This window comes from Pseudomonas sp. yb_9 (assembly GCF_043103635.1).
Taxonomy (GTDB): Bacteria; Pseudomonadota; Gammaproteobacteria; order Pseudomonadales; family Pseudomonadaceae; genus Aquipseudomonas; species Aquipseudomonas monteilii.
Window position 1 is genome coordinate 14,327 of the sequence record NZ_JBICKA010000041.1, and the last position, 15,125, is coordinate 29,451.

General features: G+C 63.8%; 12 protein-coding genes. 3 read left to right on the forward strand and 9 right to left on the reverse strand.

Annotated features, from left to right (window positions below; all coding sequences use genetic code 11):
- The first annotated feature begins 5 nt into the window (after nucleotides 1–5).
- On the forward strand, nucleotides 6–3,071 hold the full coding sequence (locus ACF8MI_RS09760) for an efflux RND transporter permease subunit (protein ID WP_104834096.1): 3,066 nt from the start codon (nucleotides 6–8) through the stop codon (nucleotides 3,069–3,071).
- A gap of 139 nt (nucleotides 3,072–3,210) precedes the next feature.
- Here the strand turns inward: ACF8MI_RS09760 and ACF8MI_RS09765 are convergent, their stop codons facing one another.
- The 3 genes from ACF8MI_RS09765 to plsB form a co-directional block, all read right to left on the reverse strand.
- Entirely contained in the window at nucleotides 3,211–3,897 is a 687-nt protein-coding gene (locus ACF8MI_RS09765; RefSeq protein WP_060497341.1) for a DUF4197 domain-containing protein, read from the reverse strand.
- Between the two features lie 33 nt (nucleotides 3,898–3,930).
- A complete protein-coding gene (locus ACF8MI_RS09770) occupies nucleotides 3,931–4,329 on the reverse strand; it encodes a YbaY family lipoprotein (RefSeq protein WP_060497340.1) in 399 nt (132 codons plus the stop codon).
- 76 nt (nucleotides 4,330–4,405) lie between these two features.
- The gene (gene plsB, locus ACF8MI_RS09775; protein ID WP_060497339.1) at nucleotides 4,406–6,892 is read right to left on the reverse strand and encodes a glycerol-3-phosphate 1-O-acyltransferase PlsB; all 2,487 of its coding nucleotides are present in this window, start codon (nucleotides 6,890–6,892) and stop codon (nucleotides 4,406–4,408) included.
- Nucleotides 6,893–7,124: 232 nt separating this feature from the next.
- Here plsB and ACF8MI_RS09780 point away from each other — a divergent pair, with 232 nt between their 5' ends.
- Nucleotides 7,125–7,334, forward strand: a complete 210-nt coding sequence (locus tag ACF8MI_RS09780; RefSeq protein ID WP_003252255.1) for a cold-shock protein — start codon at nucleotides 7,125–7,127, stop codon at nucleotides 7,332–7,334.
- A 76-nt stretch (nucleotides 7,335–7,410) separates the two neighbouring features.
- Here the strand turns inward: ACF8MI_RS09780 and ACF8MI_RS09785 are convergent, their stop codons facing one another.
- The 4 genes from ACF8MI_RS09785 to ACF8MI_RS09800 form a co-directional block, all read right to left on the reverse strand.
- Nucleotides 7,411–7,788, reverse strand: coding sequence for a hypothetical protein (locus tag ACF8MI_RS09785; RefSeq protein WP_016712948.1), 378 nt, complete (start codon nucleotides 7,786–7,788; stop codon nucleotides 7,411–7,413).
- Between the two features lie 17 nt (nucleotides 7,789–7,805).
- Nucleotides 7,806–8,618 carry a putative RNA methyltransferase gene (locus tag ACF8MI_RS09790; RefSeq protein WP_060497338.1) on the reverse strand — a complete coding sequence of 271 codons (813 nt, stop codon included), beginning with the start codon at nucleotides 8,616–8,618 and terminating at the stop codon, nucleotides 7,806–7,808.
- Nucleotides 8,618–9,769, reverse strand: a complete 1,152-nt coding sequence (dapE, locus tag ACF8MI_RS09795; protein WP_060497337.1) for a succinyl-diaminopimelate desuccinylase — start codon at nucleotides 9,767–9,769, stop codon at nucleotides 8,618–8,620. The genes ACF8MI_RS09790 and dapE overlap by 1 nt, the downstream gene beginning before the upstream one ends.
- Nucleotides 9,770–9,866: 97 nt before the next feature.
- Nucleotides 9,867–12,458 (reverse strand): glycosyltransferase, encoded by a 2,592-nt coding sequence (locus tag ACF8MI_RS09800; RefSeq protein WP_060497336.1) that lies wholly within the window; start codon nucleotides 12,456–12,458, stop codon nucleotides 9,867–9,869.
- Nucleotides 12,459–12,577: 119 nt separating this feature from the next.
- Between ACF8MI_RS09800 and tcdA the strand changes: the two genes are divergently transcribed.
- Entirely contained in the window at nucleotides 12,578–13,387 is an 810-nt protein-coding gene (gene tcdA, locus ACF8MI_RS09805) for a tRNA cyclic N6-threonylcarbamoyladenosine(37) synthase TcdA (RefSeq protein WP_164524974.1), read from the forward strand.
- Nucleotides 13,388–13,436: 49 nt separating this feature from the next.
- Here the strand turns inward: tcdA and ACF8MI_RS09810 are convergent, their stop codons facing one another.
- Complete coding sequence (locus ACF8MI_RS09810; protein ID WP_200928749.1) at nucleotides 13,437–13,847, reverse strand: SufE family protein; 411 nt, start codon at nucleotides 13,845–13,847, stop codon at nucleotides 13,437–13,439.
- On the reverse strand, nucleotides 13,844–15,049 hold the full coding sequence (locus tag ACF8MI_RS09815) for a cysteine desulfurase (protein WP_060497333.1): 1,206 nt from the start codon (nucleotides 15,047–15,049) through the stop codon (nucleotides 13,844–13,846). Before ACF8MI_RS09815 ends, ACF8MI_RS09810 begins: the two co-directional genes overlap by 4 nt.
- Nucleotides 15,050–15,125 lie beyond the last annotated feature (76 nt).

A 15,125-nucleotide genomic window follows, 5' to 3' on the forward strand; every position in this document is an offset into this window, starting at 1 on the left:
TCCCGATGGGTTTCAACCTTTCTGCATGGGCGCTGCGCAACCGCCAGATCGTCCTGTTCCTGATGATCCTGCTGGCGGCCATTGGCGCCATGTCCTACACCAAGCTGGGCCAGAGCGAAGACCCGCCGTTCACTTTCAAGGCCATGGTCATCCGTACCCTGTGGCACGGTGCCAGCGCCGAGGAAGTGTCGCGCCAGGTTACCGAGCGCATCGAGAAGAAGCTGATGGAAACCGGCGAGTACGAGAGGATCGTCTCGTTTTCACGCCCCGGCGAATCGCAGGTCACCTTCATGGCCCGCGACTCGCTGCATTCCAAGGACATCCCCGAGCTGTGGTACCAGATCCGCAAGAAGGTCGCGGACATCCGTCACACCTTGCCACCGGAAATCCAGGGCCCGTTCTTCAACGACGAGTTCGGCACCACCTTCGGTAACATCTATGCGCTGACCGGTGAGGGCTTCGACTACGCGGTGCTCAAGGATTACGCCGATCGCATCCAGATCCAGCTGCAGCGGGTCAAGGATGTGGGCAAGGTCGAGCTGGTCGGCCTGCAGGATGAGAAAATCTGGATCGAGCTGTCCAACCTCAAGCTGGCCACCCTTGGCGTGCCACTGCAGGCGGTGCAACAGGCCCTACAGGAGCAGAACGCGGTGAGCACCGCCGGCTTCTTCGAAACACCCAGCGAGCGCCTGCAACTGCGGGTGAGCGGGCGCTTCGACAGTGTCGAGCAGATTCGCCAGTTCCCCATCCGCGTGGGTGACCGCACCTTCCGCATCGGCGATGTCGCCGAAGTGCACCGCGGCTTCAACGACCCGCCCGCGCCGCGCATGCGCTTCATGGGTGAGGATGCCATTGGCCTGGCCGTGTCGATGAAGGACGGCGGCGACATTCTGGTGCTGGGCAAGGCCTTGGAAGGCGAATTCGAGCGCCTGGCGCGCAGCCTGCCGGCCGGCATGGAGCTGCGCAAGGTGTCGGACCAGCCAGCGGCGGTCAAGGCCGGCGTGGGTGAGTTCGTGCAGGTGTTGGTCGAGGCCCTGGTCATCGTCCTGCTGGTGAGCTTCTTCTCGCTGGGCCTGCGCACCGGCCTGGTGGTGGCGCTGGCCATCCCGCTGGTGCTGGCCATGACCTTCGCCGCCATGCATTACTTCGGCATCGGCCTGCACAAGATCTCCCTCGGCGCTTTGGTGTTGGCGCTGGGCTTGCTGGTGGACGATGCGATCATTGCGGTAGAGATGATGGCGATCAAGATGGAGCAGGGCTACGACCGCCTCAAGGCGGCCAGCTATGCCTGGAGCAGTACTGCCTTCCCGATGCTCACCGGCACCCTGATTACCGCAGCGGGCTTCCTGCCCATCGCCACGGCTGCGTCCAGCACCGGCGAATACACCCGCTCGATCTTCCAGGTGGTGACCATCGCCCTGCTGACTTCATGGGTGGCGGCGGTGGTGTTCGTGCCTTACCTGGGCGAGCGCCTGCTGCCAGATCTGGCCAAGTTGCATGCCGCACGCCACGGCAAGGACGGCCACGCGCCAGACCCTTACACCACGCCGTTCTACCAGCGTGTGCGGCGAGTGGTGGAGTGGTGCGTGCGGCGGCGCAAGACCGTGATTCTGCTGACCATCGCCGCCTTTGTCGGCAGCATCCTGCTGTTCCGTTTTGTGCCCCAGCAGTTCTTCCCGGCCTCCGGGCGCCCGGAACTGATGGTTGACCTGAAGCTGGCTGAAGGGGCCTCGCTGACCAATACCGCCGAGCGGGTCAAACAGTTGGAGGCGCTGCTCAAGCAGCAGGACGGTATCGACAACTACGTGGCCTATGTAGGCACTGGCTCGCCACGCTTCTACCTGCCGCTGGACCAGCAGTTGCCGGCCGCCAGCTTTGCCCAGTTCGTGGTGCTGGCCAAGTCGATGGATGACCGCGAGCGCCTGCGCAGCTGGTTGATCAGCACCGTGGACCAGCAATTCCCCGACCTGCGCGCCCGCGTTACGCGCCTGGAAAACGGCCCGCCCGTGGGCTACCCGGTGCAGTTCCGGGTGACCGGCGAACACATCGAGAAGGCCCGCGCGCTGGCGCGTGAAGTGGCTGACAAGGTGCGGGAGAACCCGCATGTGGTCAACGTGCACCTGGACTGGGAAGAACCGAGCAAGGCGGTGTTCCTGGAGATTGACCAGGACCGCGCCCGTGCCCTGGGCGTGAGCACCGCGCACTTGTCCAGCTTCCTGCAAAGCTCGCTAACCGGTACTACGGTCAGCCAGTACCGCGAAGACAACGAACTGATCGAGATTCTGCTGCGCGGTACACAACAGGAACGCGGCGAACTGGGCAACCTCGGTAGCCTGGCATTGCCCACCGATAACGGCCAGAGCGTGGCGCTGTCGCAGGTAGCCACCCTGGAATACGGCTTCGAGGAGGGCATTATCTGGCACCGCAACCGCTTGCCGACCGTGACCGTGCGTGCCGATATCTACGACAAGGAGCAACCGGCCACGCTGGTGAAGCAGATCGAGCCTACCCTGCGTGACATCCGCGCCAAGCTGCCGGATGGCTACCTGCTGGAGGTCGGCGGCACGGTAGAGGACTCCGAGCGCGGTCAGAAGTCGGTCAACGCCGGCATGCCGCTGTTCGTGGTGGTGGTGCTGAGTTTGCTGATGATCCAGCTGCGCAGCTTCTCGCGCACGGTGATGGTGTTCCTCACCGCGCCGCTTGGGCTGATTGGCGTCACCCTGTTCCTGCTGGTGTTCCGCCAGCCGTTCGGCTTTGTCGCCATGCTCGGCACCATTGCCCTGGCGGGGATGATCATGCGCAACTCGGTGATTCTGGTGGACCAGATCGAGCAGGACATCGCAGCGGGCATGGAGCGCTGGCAGGCAATCATCGAAGCCACGGTGCGGCGCTTCCGCCCGATTGTGCTGACCGCGCTGGCGGCGGTGCTGGCGATGATTCCGTTGTCACGTAGCGTGTTCTACGGGCCGATGGCGGTGGCGATCATGGGGGGGTTGATCGTGGCCACGGTGTTGACCCTATTGTTCCTGCCGGCGTTGTATGCGGCGTGGTTCAGGGTGAAGAAAACCTGAAGACCGCAGGGGAGGGCTTTGCCCTCCTTTCGCAACACAAGGCCGCTCCTACAGACGATCGCATACCCATGAAGTATCGCGTTCCGGTGTAGGAGCGGCCTTGCGTCGCGAGAGGGCTGCAAAGCAGCCCCCGGGGCTATCACAGGGCGCCGAATACCTTCTTGGCCAGGCTGGTAGCTGCCTGGGCCGGGTTCTGGCGAATGCTCTGCTCCTGCTTGCCGATCATCTCGAACAGGCCATCCAGCGCCTTCTCGGTCACGTAGTTCTCGATGTTGGCGTCATCTTTGACCAGCCCAAGGCCTTTGGCCTGTGCGGCAAAGGCATTGTACTGCTGCGCCACGCCAACCTTGTCGGTAGCTTGCTTCACAATCGGCAGGAACTTGGCGCGGATCTGCTCGCGGCTGCTCTTGTTCAGGTACTGGGTGGCCGAGTCGTCACCGCCGCTGAGGATGCCTTTGGCATCGGTCACGCTCATGTTCTTCACAGCATCCACCAGAATTGCCTGGGCCTGCGGCACGGCAGCTTCGGCGGCCTTGTTCATGCTGGTTTCCAGGGCTTCGACCTGTTCACCTTTGCCGAACATTTTCATTGCCTTGGCGGCTTTGCCCAGGTTGCCCGGCAATTCGATGCGCACGTCCGGGTTGTTGCTGAAACCGCCCGGGGTGCTCAGTTGCTTGACGGCCAGTTGCGCGCCTTGGGTCAGGGCATCTTTCAGGCCGCCGGTGGCGTCTTTCTGGGTCAGGTCACCCAGCGACAGGGCCAGGGCACTGGCCGACAGCAGCAGGCCGGCGCACAGGGTGGTGAAACGCAGGGAGGTGCGGATCATGAAGCTTTCCTTGTAAACAGATAGAGGCGGGTATCAGCGAACCGGGTCGACCTTGATGCGTACAGATTTCGGGTCGCTGCCGTCGAGCGTCACACCATGGTGCTCGGTACTGATAAACAGCAGTTTGCCATCCAGCTCGATGCGCGCACTCACCGAGTAGCGGTGGCCGGGCTTGACTTGCGCAGGGTCGTAGGTGAGGTGGAACGGCAGCGGCACGTTGCCTTTGACCGGGCCGGCCTGGCGGGCCAGGGTCACGGCAGGGGCGTCCATCAGCGAAACATCCTGCAGTTCCACGCTTAGGGTAGCGGCAGGTGGCAGGGCAATACGTTGCAGGTAGAAGACTTCACCGTCCAGGCTGGCCTGGGTGGATGGGGTTTGGCTGGAACAGGCTGCGAGCAGTGATGCGCAACACAGCATAAAGAGTTTTTTCATGGAGTCTCCGGTGTCCTTGGCGTTGGCTTGTGGCCAACCCCAGGGACTTTAGCGGATTTTCCCGGCAGATAAAGCGTTAGAGGGTCGAAGTTTCCAGGCCATCGTCACGGTGCAGGGCCACTTGGCGGATCGACAGGCGTAGCTCCGCAGACAGCACACGCTTGGCCACGCCCTCGGCCAGTTCGCCGAGCTTGTCGTGGTAACCCAGCTTGCCTTGAGCGTCGGCATGCAGCACGCCTTGCTCAAGCAGGGTCTGGATGAAGTGGCGGAACAGCGTTTTGTCGAAGAACTCCGGTGCATTCAGGCCATGCAGGATCGACAGGCGTTGGGCCATCATCACGCACAGGTCCTCCAGCGCCTCGGCGCTGAGGCTGTTCTGCCCGTTGTTGAGCAGCAGCGAAGTGGCCATGTAGAAGCGCTGCAGGGTCTGGGTGATGGTGCGGGCGAGCAGGGTCAGCAACACGAACTGCCGCGAGCTGGGCGCCGGGCGTACATACACCTCGCCGTCCAGACGCAGCAGGCCTTGCTCCACCAGCGCGGCCAGCCACTGGTCGATCACTTCCTCCAGCTGCTCTGGCGTCCAGCGCAAGAACAGTTCGGCCTGCAGGTACGGGTACAGCGCCTGTACATACTGGCCCAGCAATTCGCGGCTCATGCGCGAGCTGCTGAGGAAGAAGCTGGCCAGCAGCGCCGGCAGGGCGAAGATGTGCAGCACGTTGTTGCGGTAGTAGGTCATCAGGACCGCATTGCCTTCATCCAGGTACAGGATGCGGCCCAGGGCGTCCTTCTGTTCGGCCACCAGGTTCATGCTGCGCACATGTTCGATCAGTGCCTGGCCGTCGCCGTCGGGCAGGGTGGTATGGGGCGAGTAAGGCACTTGGCGCAGCAGCGCCAGGTACAGGTCCAGTACGCGGGTCAGGGCACGTTCGTCCAGGGCCATGCGGCTGGTGGACAGCAGCGCCAGGGCCACCAGGTTGACCGGGTTGATGGCAGCCGCCTCGTTCAGATGACGGGCCACGGTTTCACCCAGGCGGGTGGTGGCAGCGTTGAGCCATTCCGGGCGGTACTGCGGGCCATGGTCTTGCTCACGCCAGCCGGGCTGTTGTTCGTCGAGGAAGCCGGCCAGGCGGATCGGCTCGCCGAAGTTGACGTAAACCTGGCCAAAGCGCTGCTTGAGCGCGCCAAACACCTTGAAAATGTCGAACACCGACTCCTTCTTCTTGCTGGCGCCGCGCAGTTCGCCCAGGTAGGTGCGGCCTTCGAGTACGCGCTCGTAGCCGATGTACACCGGCACGAATACGATCGGCGTGCGCGACGAGCGCAGGAAACTGCGTAGGGTAATGGCCAGCATCCCGGTACGTGGTTGCAGCATGCGCCCGGTGCGCGAGCGACCGCCTTCAACGAAGTACTCGACCGGGAAACCCTTGGTGTACAGGGTGTGCAGGTACTCGTTGAACACGGCGGTGTACAGCGGGTTGCCCTTGAACGTGCGGCGCATGAAGAACGCACCGCCACGGCGCAGCAGGTTGCCCACTACCGGCATGTTGAGGTTGATGCCCGCGGCCACGTGCGGCGGGGTGAGGCCGTTGCGGAACAGCAGGTATGACAGCAGCAGGTAGTCGATGTGGCTGCGGTGGCACGGCACGTAGATCACTTCGTGGCCGGGGGCGATGCCCTGCACGTGCTCGATGTGGTTGACCTTGATGCCGTCGTAGATCTTGTTCCAGAACCAGCTCAGCACCACTTCAAGGAAGCGGATGGCGGTGTAGGTGTAGTCCGAGGCGATCTCGTTGCCGTAGCGCAGCGCCTGGGCTTCGGCCTTGGCCAGTGGCAGGTTTTCGCGCTGCGCCTCGTCGACGATGGCCTGGCGCACCTGCGGTGCGTGCACCAGGCCTTTGACCAGGTTGCGCCGGTGCGAGATGTCCGGGCCGATGACCGCCGTCTTGAGGTTGCGAAAATGCACGCGCATCAGGCGTTGGGCCATGCGCACGGTGCGCTCGTGCCCCTTGTTGTGCTGCACCAGTTCGCGCAGGTGGATAGGCGCGGAGAACTGCACCCGGGTCTTGCGCCCCAGAATCAATACGGTCAGCAGCCGGCGCAGGCGCCCGGTAACCGCCCAGCTGTCGGCGAACAGCAGCTTCCACGGGCTGGATTCACTGGCCGGGGTCTGGCCCCAGAACACACTGACGGGAATGATCTGCGCATCTTCCTCGGCATGCTGGGTGACGGCAGCGACCAGGCGCTCAAGCGTTGGTGGCGCGCCGCGTTTGTCCTGGCGGCCCAGCCAGTCCGGGTCGGGGGTGAGGTAGAAGAACCCGGCCGGCTCCTGCAGTGGGCCCACGGCTACCGGCAATACCGGGCGCGGCAGCCCCGCTTTGGTGCATTCGTGGTCGAGCACGGCCAGGTCGGTGAGCGCGGGCGACGGCAGCGCATAGAACACCGGCCGGCTGCGGTCGAGGTTGAGGGACATGGACGACTGGTTGATGGTCTCGGAGCGCACCCACAGGTACAACAGGCGACGCAGGCCGCCGAAGATCAGGCGGTGCAGGGGGGAACGGGTCATGGGGTGTGTGCCCTGGGTGTGATGTTCAGGTGAGTATCCAGCTAATTAGTCTGCCGTATCGGCGTAAGTTCAGCAAAAATCGGCCAACTGCGGGACCGTCATCAATTTTTTTTGTTCTGTGTCATATACTCGGCCTGCCACTTGCAGGATATTTCGGCAAGCGGCGTTGGCACGGGGCCGTGAGCTCATGCCTACAAGGCGATCTTCACAATAAAAATCCGGAGTAGTTCAGATGTCGTCTCGTGAGACTGGGAATGTAAAGTGGTTCAACGATGCCAAGGGTTATGGCTTCATTCAGCGCGAAGGTGGAGCGGATGTATTCGTCCACTATCGGGCGATCCGCGGTGAGGGGCATCGTACCCTGGTCGAAGGGCAGCGCGTGGAATACGCCTGCGTGCAGGGCCAGAAAGGCCTGCAAGCCGAAGACGTAGTAGGGCTCTGAGCCTCAAGCTGTAAGCCTCAAGCTGCAAGTGACCGTGTACTTGCAGCCTGATGCGATCCCTCTTGTAGCTTGCTGCTCAAGAAGTACGCCAGGTGATTTCCTCTTCACCGTCGGCGCTGATGCGGACCCAGCGGTCGGCATCTTCTTCCCCGTCTTCCTCCACCCAGCCACCCGGCGCACAGCGCACTTCCACACCCAGTGCGGCGAAGGCGGCGCGGGCACAGGCGACATCATCCGCCCATGGCGTCTGGTCGCTTTCCAGGTACAGGCTGTTCCATTTCCCTACAGCCTTGGGTAACCAGGTGACCGGAATGTTACCGGCCTGGCATTTGAAGGTATGACCTTTCTGCTTCCATTCGCTGCACGGGCCGATTGCCTGGGCGAGCCACTCGGCAATCTGCTTGTGGTCGACGTCGGCGTCCTTCAGGTAGATCTCGATATCAGGTTGGCGCATAAGGGCTCCGGGTGTGCTCAGTCTTGGCGCACGAAATAGTCATAACGCATGGAAACCGTAACCTCGAACGGCTCGGCCTGGTCGATGACCCGCGCGCGTTTTTCGGCGCTGGCGCGCCAGCCGTGCGGGGTCATGGCCAGCAGGTCGGCGCGGGCCTTGGGTTCGGCCAGGCTCAGGCGGAACTCAAGGGTTTCGCTGTGGGCATGGGCCATCCCGTCGGGGACCAGGACCAGGTGTTTGTCGTCGGCGTAAGGGCGTACTTCATCGTAGAGCACTTCGCGCAGTTCCATCAGGTGGCCGCTGGTAGGGCCGACCCGCATCAGGCCGCCGCCGGGGCTGAGCAGGCGCTTGGCCTCGGCCCAGTCCAGTGGGCTGAATACACTGGCGATGAACTGGCAACTGGCGTCGGCCAGGGGCACGCGGGCCATGCTGGCGACCATCCAGGTGACTTCCGGTGCACGACGGCAGGCACGCTTGACCGCCTCGCGGGAAATGTCCAGCGCGTAACCGTCGGCGGCCGGCAGGGCCTGGGCGATCTGTGCGGTGTAGTAACCCTCGCCGCAGCCGATGTCCAGCCAGGCGCCGGGCTGGCGCTCGGCGGCAAGCTCGGCCAGGCGACTGGCCACCGGGGCATAGTGCCCGGCATCGAGGAAGTCGCGACGGGCCTCGACCATGGCCTGGTTGTCACCCGGGTCGCGGCTGTTCTTGTGCTGTACCGGCAGCAGGTTCAGGTAACCCTGGCGGGCGCGGTCGAAGTGGTGGCCGGCCGGGCACACCACACCGTTGTCGAGCCGGCTCAGCGGCGCCTGGCAAAGGGGACAGGCGAGCATCAGGCGAGCAACCGGACCAGGGTCTGGTAGTAGATTTCGGTCAGCAGGTCGAGGTCGCTGGCCAGAATCCGCTCGTCCACCTGGTGAATGGTGGCGTTGACCGGGCCCAGCTCGACCACCTGCGTACCCATGGTGGCGATGAAGCGGCCATCGGAGGTACCGCCGCTGGTGGACGGCTGGGTGTCGCGGCCGGTGACGCCCTTGATGCTGGCCGCCACAGCGTCCAGCAGTTCGCCCGGTTCGGTGAGGAATGGCAGGCCAGACAGCGCCCAGTCGATCGACCAGTCCAGTTCATGCTTGTCGAGAATCGCCGAGACGCGCGCCTGCAGGCCTTCGACGGTGGACTCGGTAGAGAAGCGGAAGTTGAACAGTGCAGTCAGCTCGCCCGGGACCACGTTGGTGGCGCCGGTGCCGGAATTGAGGTTGGAGATCTGGAAGCTGGTCGGCGGGAAGAACGCGTTGCCTTCGTCCCAGTGCTCGGCTGCCAGCTCCGCCAGGGCCGGGGCGGCCAGGTGGATCGGGTTGCGTGCCAGGTGCGGGTAGGCCACGTGGCCTTGCTTGCCGCGCACGGTCAGTTTGGCACCCAGCGAACCGCGACGGCCGTTCTTGACCACGTCACCCAGCAGGGTGGTGCTGGAGGGTTCGCCGACGATGCACCAGTCCAGGCGTTCGTTGCGCGCTTTCAGGCGTTCGACCACCGCCTTGGTGCCGTGGTGAGCCGGGCCTTCCTCGTCGCTGGTGATCAGGAAGGCGACCTTGCCACGGTGGTTCGGGTAGTCGTGCACGAAGCGCTCGCTGGCGATCACCATGCAGGCCAGGCTGCCCTTCATGTCGGCAGCGCCACGGCCGCAGAGCATGCCGTCGGCGTCGATCAGCGCTTCGAACGGTTCATGCTGCCATTGCTGCACCGGGCCGGTCGGCACCACGTCGGTGTGGCCGGCAAAGCACAGCACCGGGCCCTCCTGGGTGCCGTGGGTGGCCCAGAAATTGTCGACGTCTTCAATGCGCATCGGCTCCAGCTGGAAGCCCACAGCGCCTAGACGGTTCATCATCTGCGCCTGGCAATCGGCGTCGACGGGGGTGACCGAGGGGCGACGGATCAGGTCGCAGGCCAGTTGAAGGGTAGGCGAGAGCTCGGCAGGGGCCGTCATGGGGGACTCCGGGGCAAGGCAAGGCGGGGAAATCTGAGGGGCGTTATCTTATATCAAACAGACAGTCCAGTGGGGCCGCTTTGCGGCCCCACTAGTCTCAAGCTTGTTGCGGTTCCGCAGCCTTTTCCACCGGCTTGGGCAGCGAAGACAGCAAGGCCATCACCAACGCCGCGACATACGGCAATGACTGTACCAGCAGCATCGCCACCCAGAAGCGCATGTCCGAACTCGGCAGCCCCTGCACCAGGTAGATGCCCAGCGCCGCGCCCCACAGCAGCAACATGATGAACAGCTCTTCGCGCGCTTCGGAAAGCGCCACCAGCAACCCATGGCTGTCGGCATTCTTCGGTGTGCGGAAGAACGGCATGCTGCTGGTGAAGAACCCGTACAGCACCGCCTTGGCGATGGTGTGCGACAGCGCCAGGCCAGCCAGCGCTGCGGCGAAGGCGTCTTTCAAGTTCACGCCTACTGCACGGCGATACAGGAAGATGATCTTGCCCACCTTGAAGAAGAACAGCGCCAGCGGCGGGATTGCGAAGATCATCAGCGGCGGGTCCACGCGGTGCGGGACGATGATCATCGCCGCCGACCACAGCAGCGCGCCGATGGTGAAGAAGATGTTCATGCCATCGGCGATCCATGGCAACCAGCCGGCCAGGAAGTGATAACGCTGGCCCCGGGTCAGCTCGCTGTCCTTGCCGCGCAGCAGGGCGCTGGCGTGGTGCTTGATGATCTGGATGGCGCCATAGGCCCAGCGGAAGCGTTGCTTCTTGAAGTCGATGAAGGTGTCAGGCATCAGGCCCTTGCCGTAGCTGTTGTGGGCGTAGGCCGCCGACAGGCCTTTTTCGAACACACGCAGGCCCAGTTCGGCGTCTTCGCAGATGCACCATTCGGCCCAGCCCAGCTCTTCTAGCACCGTGCGCCGGGTCATGGTCATGGTGCCGTGCTGGATGATCGCGTCACGGTCGTTGCGGGTGACCATGCCAATGTGGAAAAAGCCCTTGTACTCGCTGTAGCACAGCTTCTTGAACGCGCTTTCGTGCTGGTCGCGGTAGTCCTGCGGCGACTGCACCACGGCAATTTTCGGGTCGGCGAAGTGCGGCACCATGTGCTTGAGCCAGTTGCGGTCGACGCAGTAGTCCGAGTCGATCACCGCGATCACTTCGGCGTCCTTGGCGGTGTGCGGGATCAGGTAGTTCAGCGCGCCACCCTTGAAACCGGCCAGGGGCGCGACGTGGAAGAACTTGAAGCGCTCGCCGAGCTTCTCGCAGTGGGCCTTCAGCGGCTCCCATACGGCTGGGTCCTTGGTGTTGTTGTCGATCACCAGCACTTCGTAGTCGGGGTAGTCCAGTGCGGCCAGGGCATCGAGGGTCTGCTTGACCATCTCGGGTGGCTCGTTGTAGCACGGCACATGCACCGACACCTTGGGCCGGTAAGCGCTGTCGGCCTGCACCGGCAGGAATTCGCGGCGGCGCTTGTGTATCCATACCGCCTCGGCCAGTTCGTGGGCTTCGGTCAGCAGCACAATGAACACGCCCAGCGCGCCAAGGGCCAGCAGCACGCCCACGGTCAGGCTGAACCAGGTGCTGTATTGCTGGCTGTAGTCGTAGGCGATCCACACCAGCACCGACCCGCACAGGAAGGTGATGAAGGTGAGGAAGGTGCGGCCGCGCTGACGCAGGGCCGAGCCGTCGATGAACAGCACCATCAGGGCGATCATGGCCAGCACGACCGACGCCACGGCCAAAGCACGCCACTGCGGGATCGCCACCACCGGGCCGTCGAAGTTGAACTTTTGCTGGCGCTCGGCGTTGTACACGCCCCAGTAGGCCCCTACCGAGCCTTCATCGCTGGCCTTCCACGGCTGGTCATAGGCTTCGATGACGAAGTAGTTATAGCCACGGCGGTTGAGGGTGTTGACCAGCGTTCGCAGGTAGATGGCCTGGTCGGCCTGGGTGGCATCGGCACCTCCGCGCATGCGGCCGTTGCTCGGCCAGCCGACCTCTGACAGCAGCAGGGGTTTACGCGGGAACTGGTGCCGCAGTTCACGGGCACGGTCGAGCACGAACTCGACCGAATCCTTCATTGGCACGAACTCCCAGTAGGGCAGGATGTGCGCAGCAATCAGGTCGACGTGCTTGGCAATTTCCGGGTTTTCCTTCCAGATGTGCCATTGCTCACTGGTGGTCACGGGCACCTTCACCGCTGCACGCACCCGGTCCAGGTACTTGATGAGGTTTTCCGGGGTAACCTCTTCACGGAACAGCGCCTCGTTGCCGACCACGACCCGCACCACACTGCGAGAGGTGTTGGCCAACTGGATGGCGGTGGCGATTTCGCGCTCGTTGCGTTCCAGGTCCGGGCTGATCCAGATGCCCAGCGTCACCCGCAGGCCGAACTCCTCGGCCAGGCGCGGGATGTCGGCCTGGGTGCCCTCCACGGTGTAGATGCGGATGCTGTCGGTCAGTTTGCTCAACTGCTCCAGGTCCTGGCGCATCTCGTCGTCCGTGGGGTACTGGCCTTTTTGCGGGCTTTCACCCAGGCGGAACGGCGAATACGAAAAGCCAGAGATCTGCTCTGGCCAGGCGGGGGCGGAAACCGGGCGGTTGATCAGTGCCCAGAACCCGGTGAACAACGCGGCGATGGCCAGGACCACGACCAGGTTCAGGCCAAATTTACGTGAAGACATTGTCGTCCATTTGTGTCGAAGTGATAGGACATTAAAGCAGGGTTGGCAGTGTCTTTCCTAACGATGCAGGCGATGGGCCGGCTGGCTTATAATGCGCGCCGGTTTTTTGGGGTATGAAGATGAGCACAGAAGATCCACGCTTCGCCGGCGTTGCCCGGTTATACGGCGACCAAGGGCTGCAGCGCCTGGGCCAGGCCCACGTGGCTGTGGTCGGGATTGGCGGGGTAGGCTCGTGGGTGGCTGAAGCGCTGGCCCGCAGCGGCGTAGGGGAAATCACCCTGTTCGACCTGGACGATGTGTGCGTCAGCAACACCAACCGCCAGGCCCATGCCCTGGAAGGCCAGGTGGGGCGGCCCAAGGTCGAGGTCATGGCCGAGCGCCTGCGGGCGATCAACCCGGCGTGCACGGTGCATGCGGTGGCCGACTTCGTTACCCGCGAGACCATGGTTGAGTACATTACCGAAAACCTCGACTGCGTGATCGACTGTATCGACAGCGTCATGGCCAAGGCGGCGCTGATCGCCTGGTGCCGTCGGCGCAAGATCGCCATCGTCACCACCGGGGGTGCCGGTGGGCAGATCGACCCCACGCAAATCCAGATTGCCGACCTGAACAAGACCTTCAACGACCCGCTGGCTTCGCGGGTGCGTTCCACCTTGCGTCGCGATTACAACTTCTCGCGCAATGTCAGCCGCAACTATGGCGTGCCATGCGTGTTCTCCAGCGAACAGCTGCGCTACCCCAAGGGCGATGGCAGCGTTTGTCTGCAGAAGAGTTTCGTGGGTGAGGGGGTGCGGCTGGACTGCTCGGGTGGCTTTGGTGCGGTGATGATGGTGACCGCGACCTTTGGCATGGTGGCGGCGAGCAAGGCGATCGAGAAGCTGGTGGCCGGTGCGCGGCGGCCTTCGGAGCGGGTCAAAGCTGAATAAATTGCGCTGGCTTCTTCGCGGGCTCGCCCGCGAAGAAGCCAGCGCCGATTTAGCGGTTGGACGCCAACTCCGCCATCCGCTGCAGCACTGCATGTAGCCCATTACTGCGCGATGGCGACAGCTGACGCTCCAACCCCAGCTGGGTGAACCAATCGCGCAAGTCGAGCCCAACCAGCTCTTCACTGGGCAAGCCTTGCACTCGCACCAGCAACAACGCCAGCAAGCCGCGTAATAAGCGCGCATCGCTACTGGCCTTGAACCGCCAAAGCCCGTCAACGTGCTCGGCCACCAGCCAAACCAGGCTTTCGCAGCCATGCACCCGGTTGGCGTCGGTCTTCTCGGCATCATCCAGCGGTTCCAGCCGCTCTCCCCACTGCATCAGCAGCCGCGCCCGCTGTTCCCAACCCTTGCCCTGTTCAAAAGCCTCCAGCGCCAGACGTGCTTGCTCCGGCATGCTCATCGCAGCAGCTCCAGGCACTGATCCAGCGCAGCGAAGAAGCGCTGAAGGTCATCGCTGTCGTTGTACACGCCCAGCGACACTCGAATTGCGCCTTCAAGGCCCAAGCCTTTCAGTAGTGGCATGGCGCAATGGTGCCCGGCTCGTACGGCAATGCCTTGCTCGGTGAGCAGGTGGGCGATATCGGCATTGTGCACCCCCTCGATAACGAAGCTGGCCAAGGCCGCCTGTGGCGCACCGAGCACCCGCACGCCCTCGCGGTCGGCCAGCCCACGGAGCAGGTGCTGGTGCAGGCTGGTTTCGTGGGCTTCGAGCGCCTGGGCGTCGAGGCTGGCCAGATAGTCCAGGGTTGCGCCCAGACCAATCACCCCGGCGATTGGCGGTGTACCCGCCTCGAAGCCCAGCGGGGCCGGGCGGAAGCTGGCGCTCTGGTACTCGGCCAGTTGCACCATCTCGCCCCCGAACTGCCAGTGGCGCAACAGTTCCAGTGCCTGAGGGCGGCCATACAGCACGCCAACCCCGTCCGGGCCATACAGTTTGTGGCTGGAGAACACATAGAAGTCGCAACCCAGGTGCTGCACATCATGGCGACCATGCACCACCCCCTGGGCACCGTCGACCACGGTCAGTGTGCCCTGGGCGCGGGCATGGGCCAGTAGCGCCGGCAGTGGCTGCCAGGTGCCCAGCACGTTGGACAGCTGGCTGACCGCCAGCACCCGGGTGCGGGGGCCGATCAGTTGCAGCGCCTGCTCCAGGTCGATGCGGCCTTGGGTATCCAGCGGCAGCACCACAAGGCGCAGGTTGCGCCGACGCGCCAGCTGTTGCCAGGGCAGCAGGTTGGCATGGTGCTCCAGCGCGCTGACGGCGATTTCGTCACCGGCTTCGAAGCGATGTTCCAGGCCGTAGGCCAGAAGGTTCAGCGCCGAGGTGGCGCCGTGGGTGAACACGATCTGCCGGGAGTCCGCGGCATTCAGCCAGGCGGCGACCTTGTCGCGGCTGGTCTCGAACGCCTGGGTTGCCAGTGCGCCGGGCAAGTGCTGGGCACGGTGCACGTTGGCCGCGCCATGGCCGTAATAATGGCTCAGGGCGTCAAGCAGGGCTTGCGGCTTCTGGGTGGTGGCGGCACTGTCCAGGTAGGTCTGGTGCTGCCGTTGCAGGGCGGCGATGGCGGGGAAGTCGGCACGCCAGGGGGAGGGCTGGAACATGTTCACGGGGCCTGGAATGAAAATCGGGTCTGGCGCGGTGGCGCCAGACCCGATCTTAACACCTCAAACCCGGGAA

Bases quoted from the DNA above. Each gene is read 5' to 3' on its own strand.
- ACF8MI_RS09810 (WP_200928749.1), bottom strand. From the start codon at position 13,847: ATGAGCATGCCGGAGCAAGCACGTCTGGCGCTGGAGGCTTTTGAACAG.
- ACF8MI_RS09790 (WP_060497338.1), bottom strand. From the start codon at position 8,618: ATGCTCGCCTGTCCCCTTTGCCAGGCGCCGCTGAGCCGGCTCGACAAC.
- ACF8MI_RS09760 (WP_104834096.1), top strand. From the start codon at position 6: ATGGGTTTCAACCTTTCTGCATGGGCGCTGCGCAACCGCCAGATCGTC.
- tcdA (WP_164524974.1), top strand. From the start codon at position 12,578: ATGAGCACAGAAGATCCACGCTTCGCCGGCGTTGCCCGGTTATACGGC.
- plsB (WP_060497339.1), bottom strand. From the start codon at position 6,892: ATGACCCGTTCCCCCCTGCACCGCCTGATCTTCGGCGGCCTGCGTCGC.
- ACF8MI_RS09800 (WP_060497336.1), bottom strand. From the start codon at position 12,458: ATGTCTTCACGTAAATTTGGCCTGAACCTGGTCGTGGTCCTGGCCATC.
- ACF8MI_RS09780 (WP_003252255.1), top strand. From the start codon at position 7,125: ATGTCGTCTCGTGAGACTGGGAATGTAAAGTGGTTCAACGATGCCAAG.
- dapE (WP_060497337.1), bottom strand. From the start codon at position 9,769: ATGACGGCCCCTGCCGAGCTCTCGCCTACCCTTCAACTGGCCTGCGAC.
- ACF8MI_RS09815 (WP_060497333.1), bottom strand. From the start codon at position 15,049: ATGTTCCAGCCCTCCCCCTGGCGTGCCGACTTCCCCGCCATCGCCGCC.
- ACF8MI_RS09765 (WP_060497341.1), bottom strand. From the start codon at position 3,897: ATGATCCGCACCTCCCTGCGTTTCACCACCCTGTGCGCCGGCCTGCTG.
- ACF8MI_RS09785 (WP_016712948.1), bottom strand. From the start codon at position 7,788: ATGCGCCAACCTGATATCGAGATCTACCTGAAGGACGCCGACGTCGAC.
- ACF8MI_RS09770 (WP_060497340.1), bottom strand. From the start codon at position 4,329: ATGAAAAAACTCTTTATGCTGTGTTGCGCATCACTGCTCGCAGCCTGT.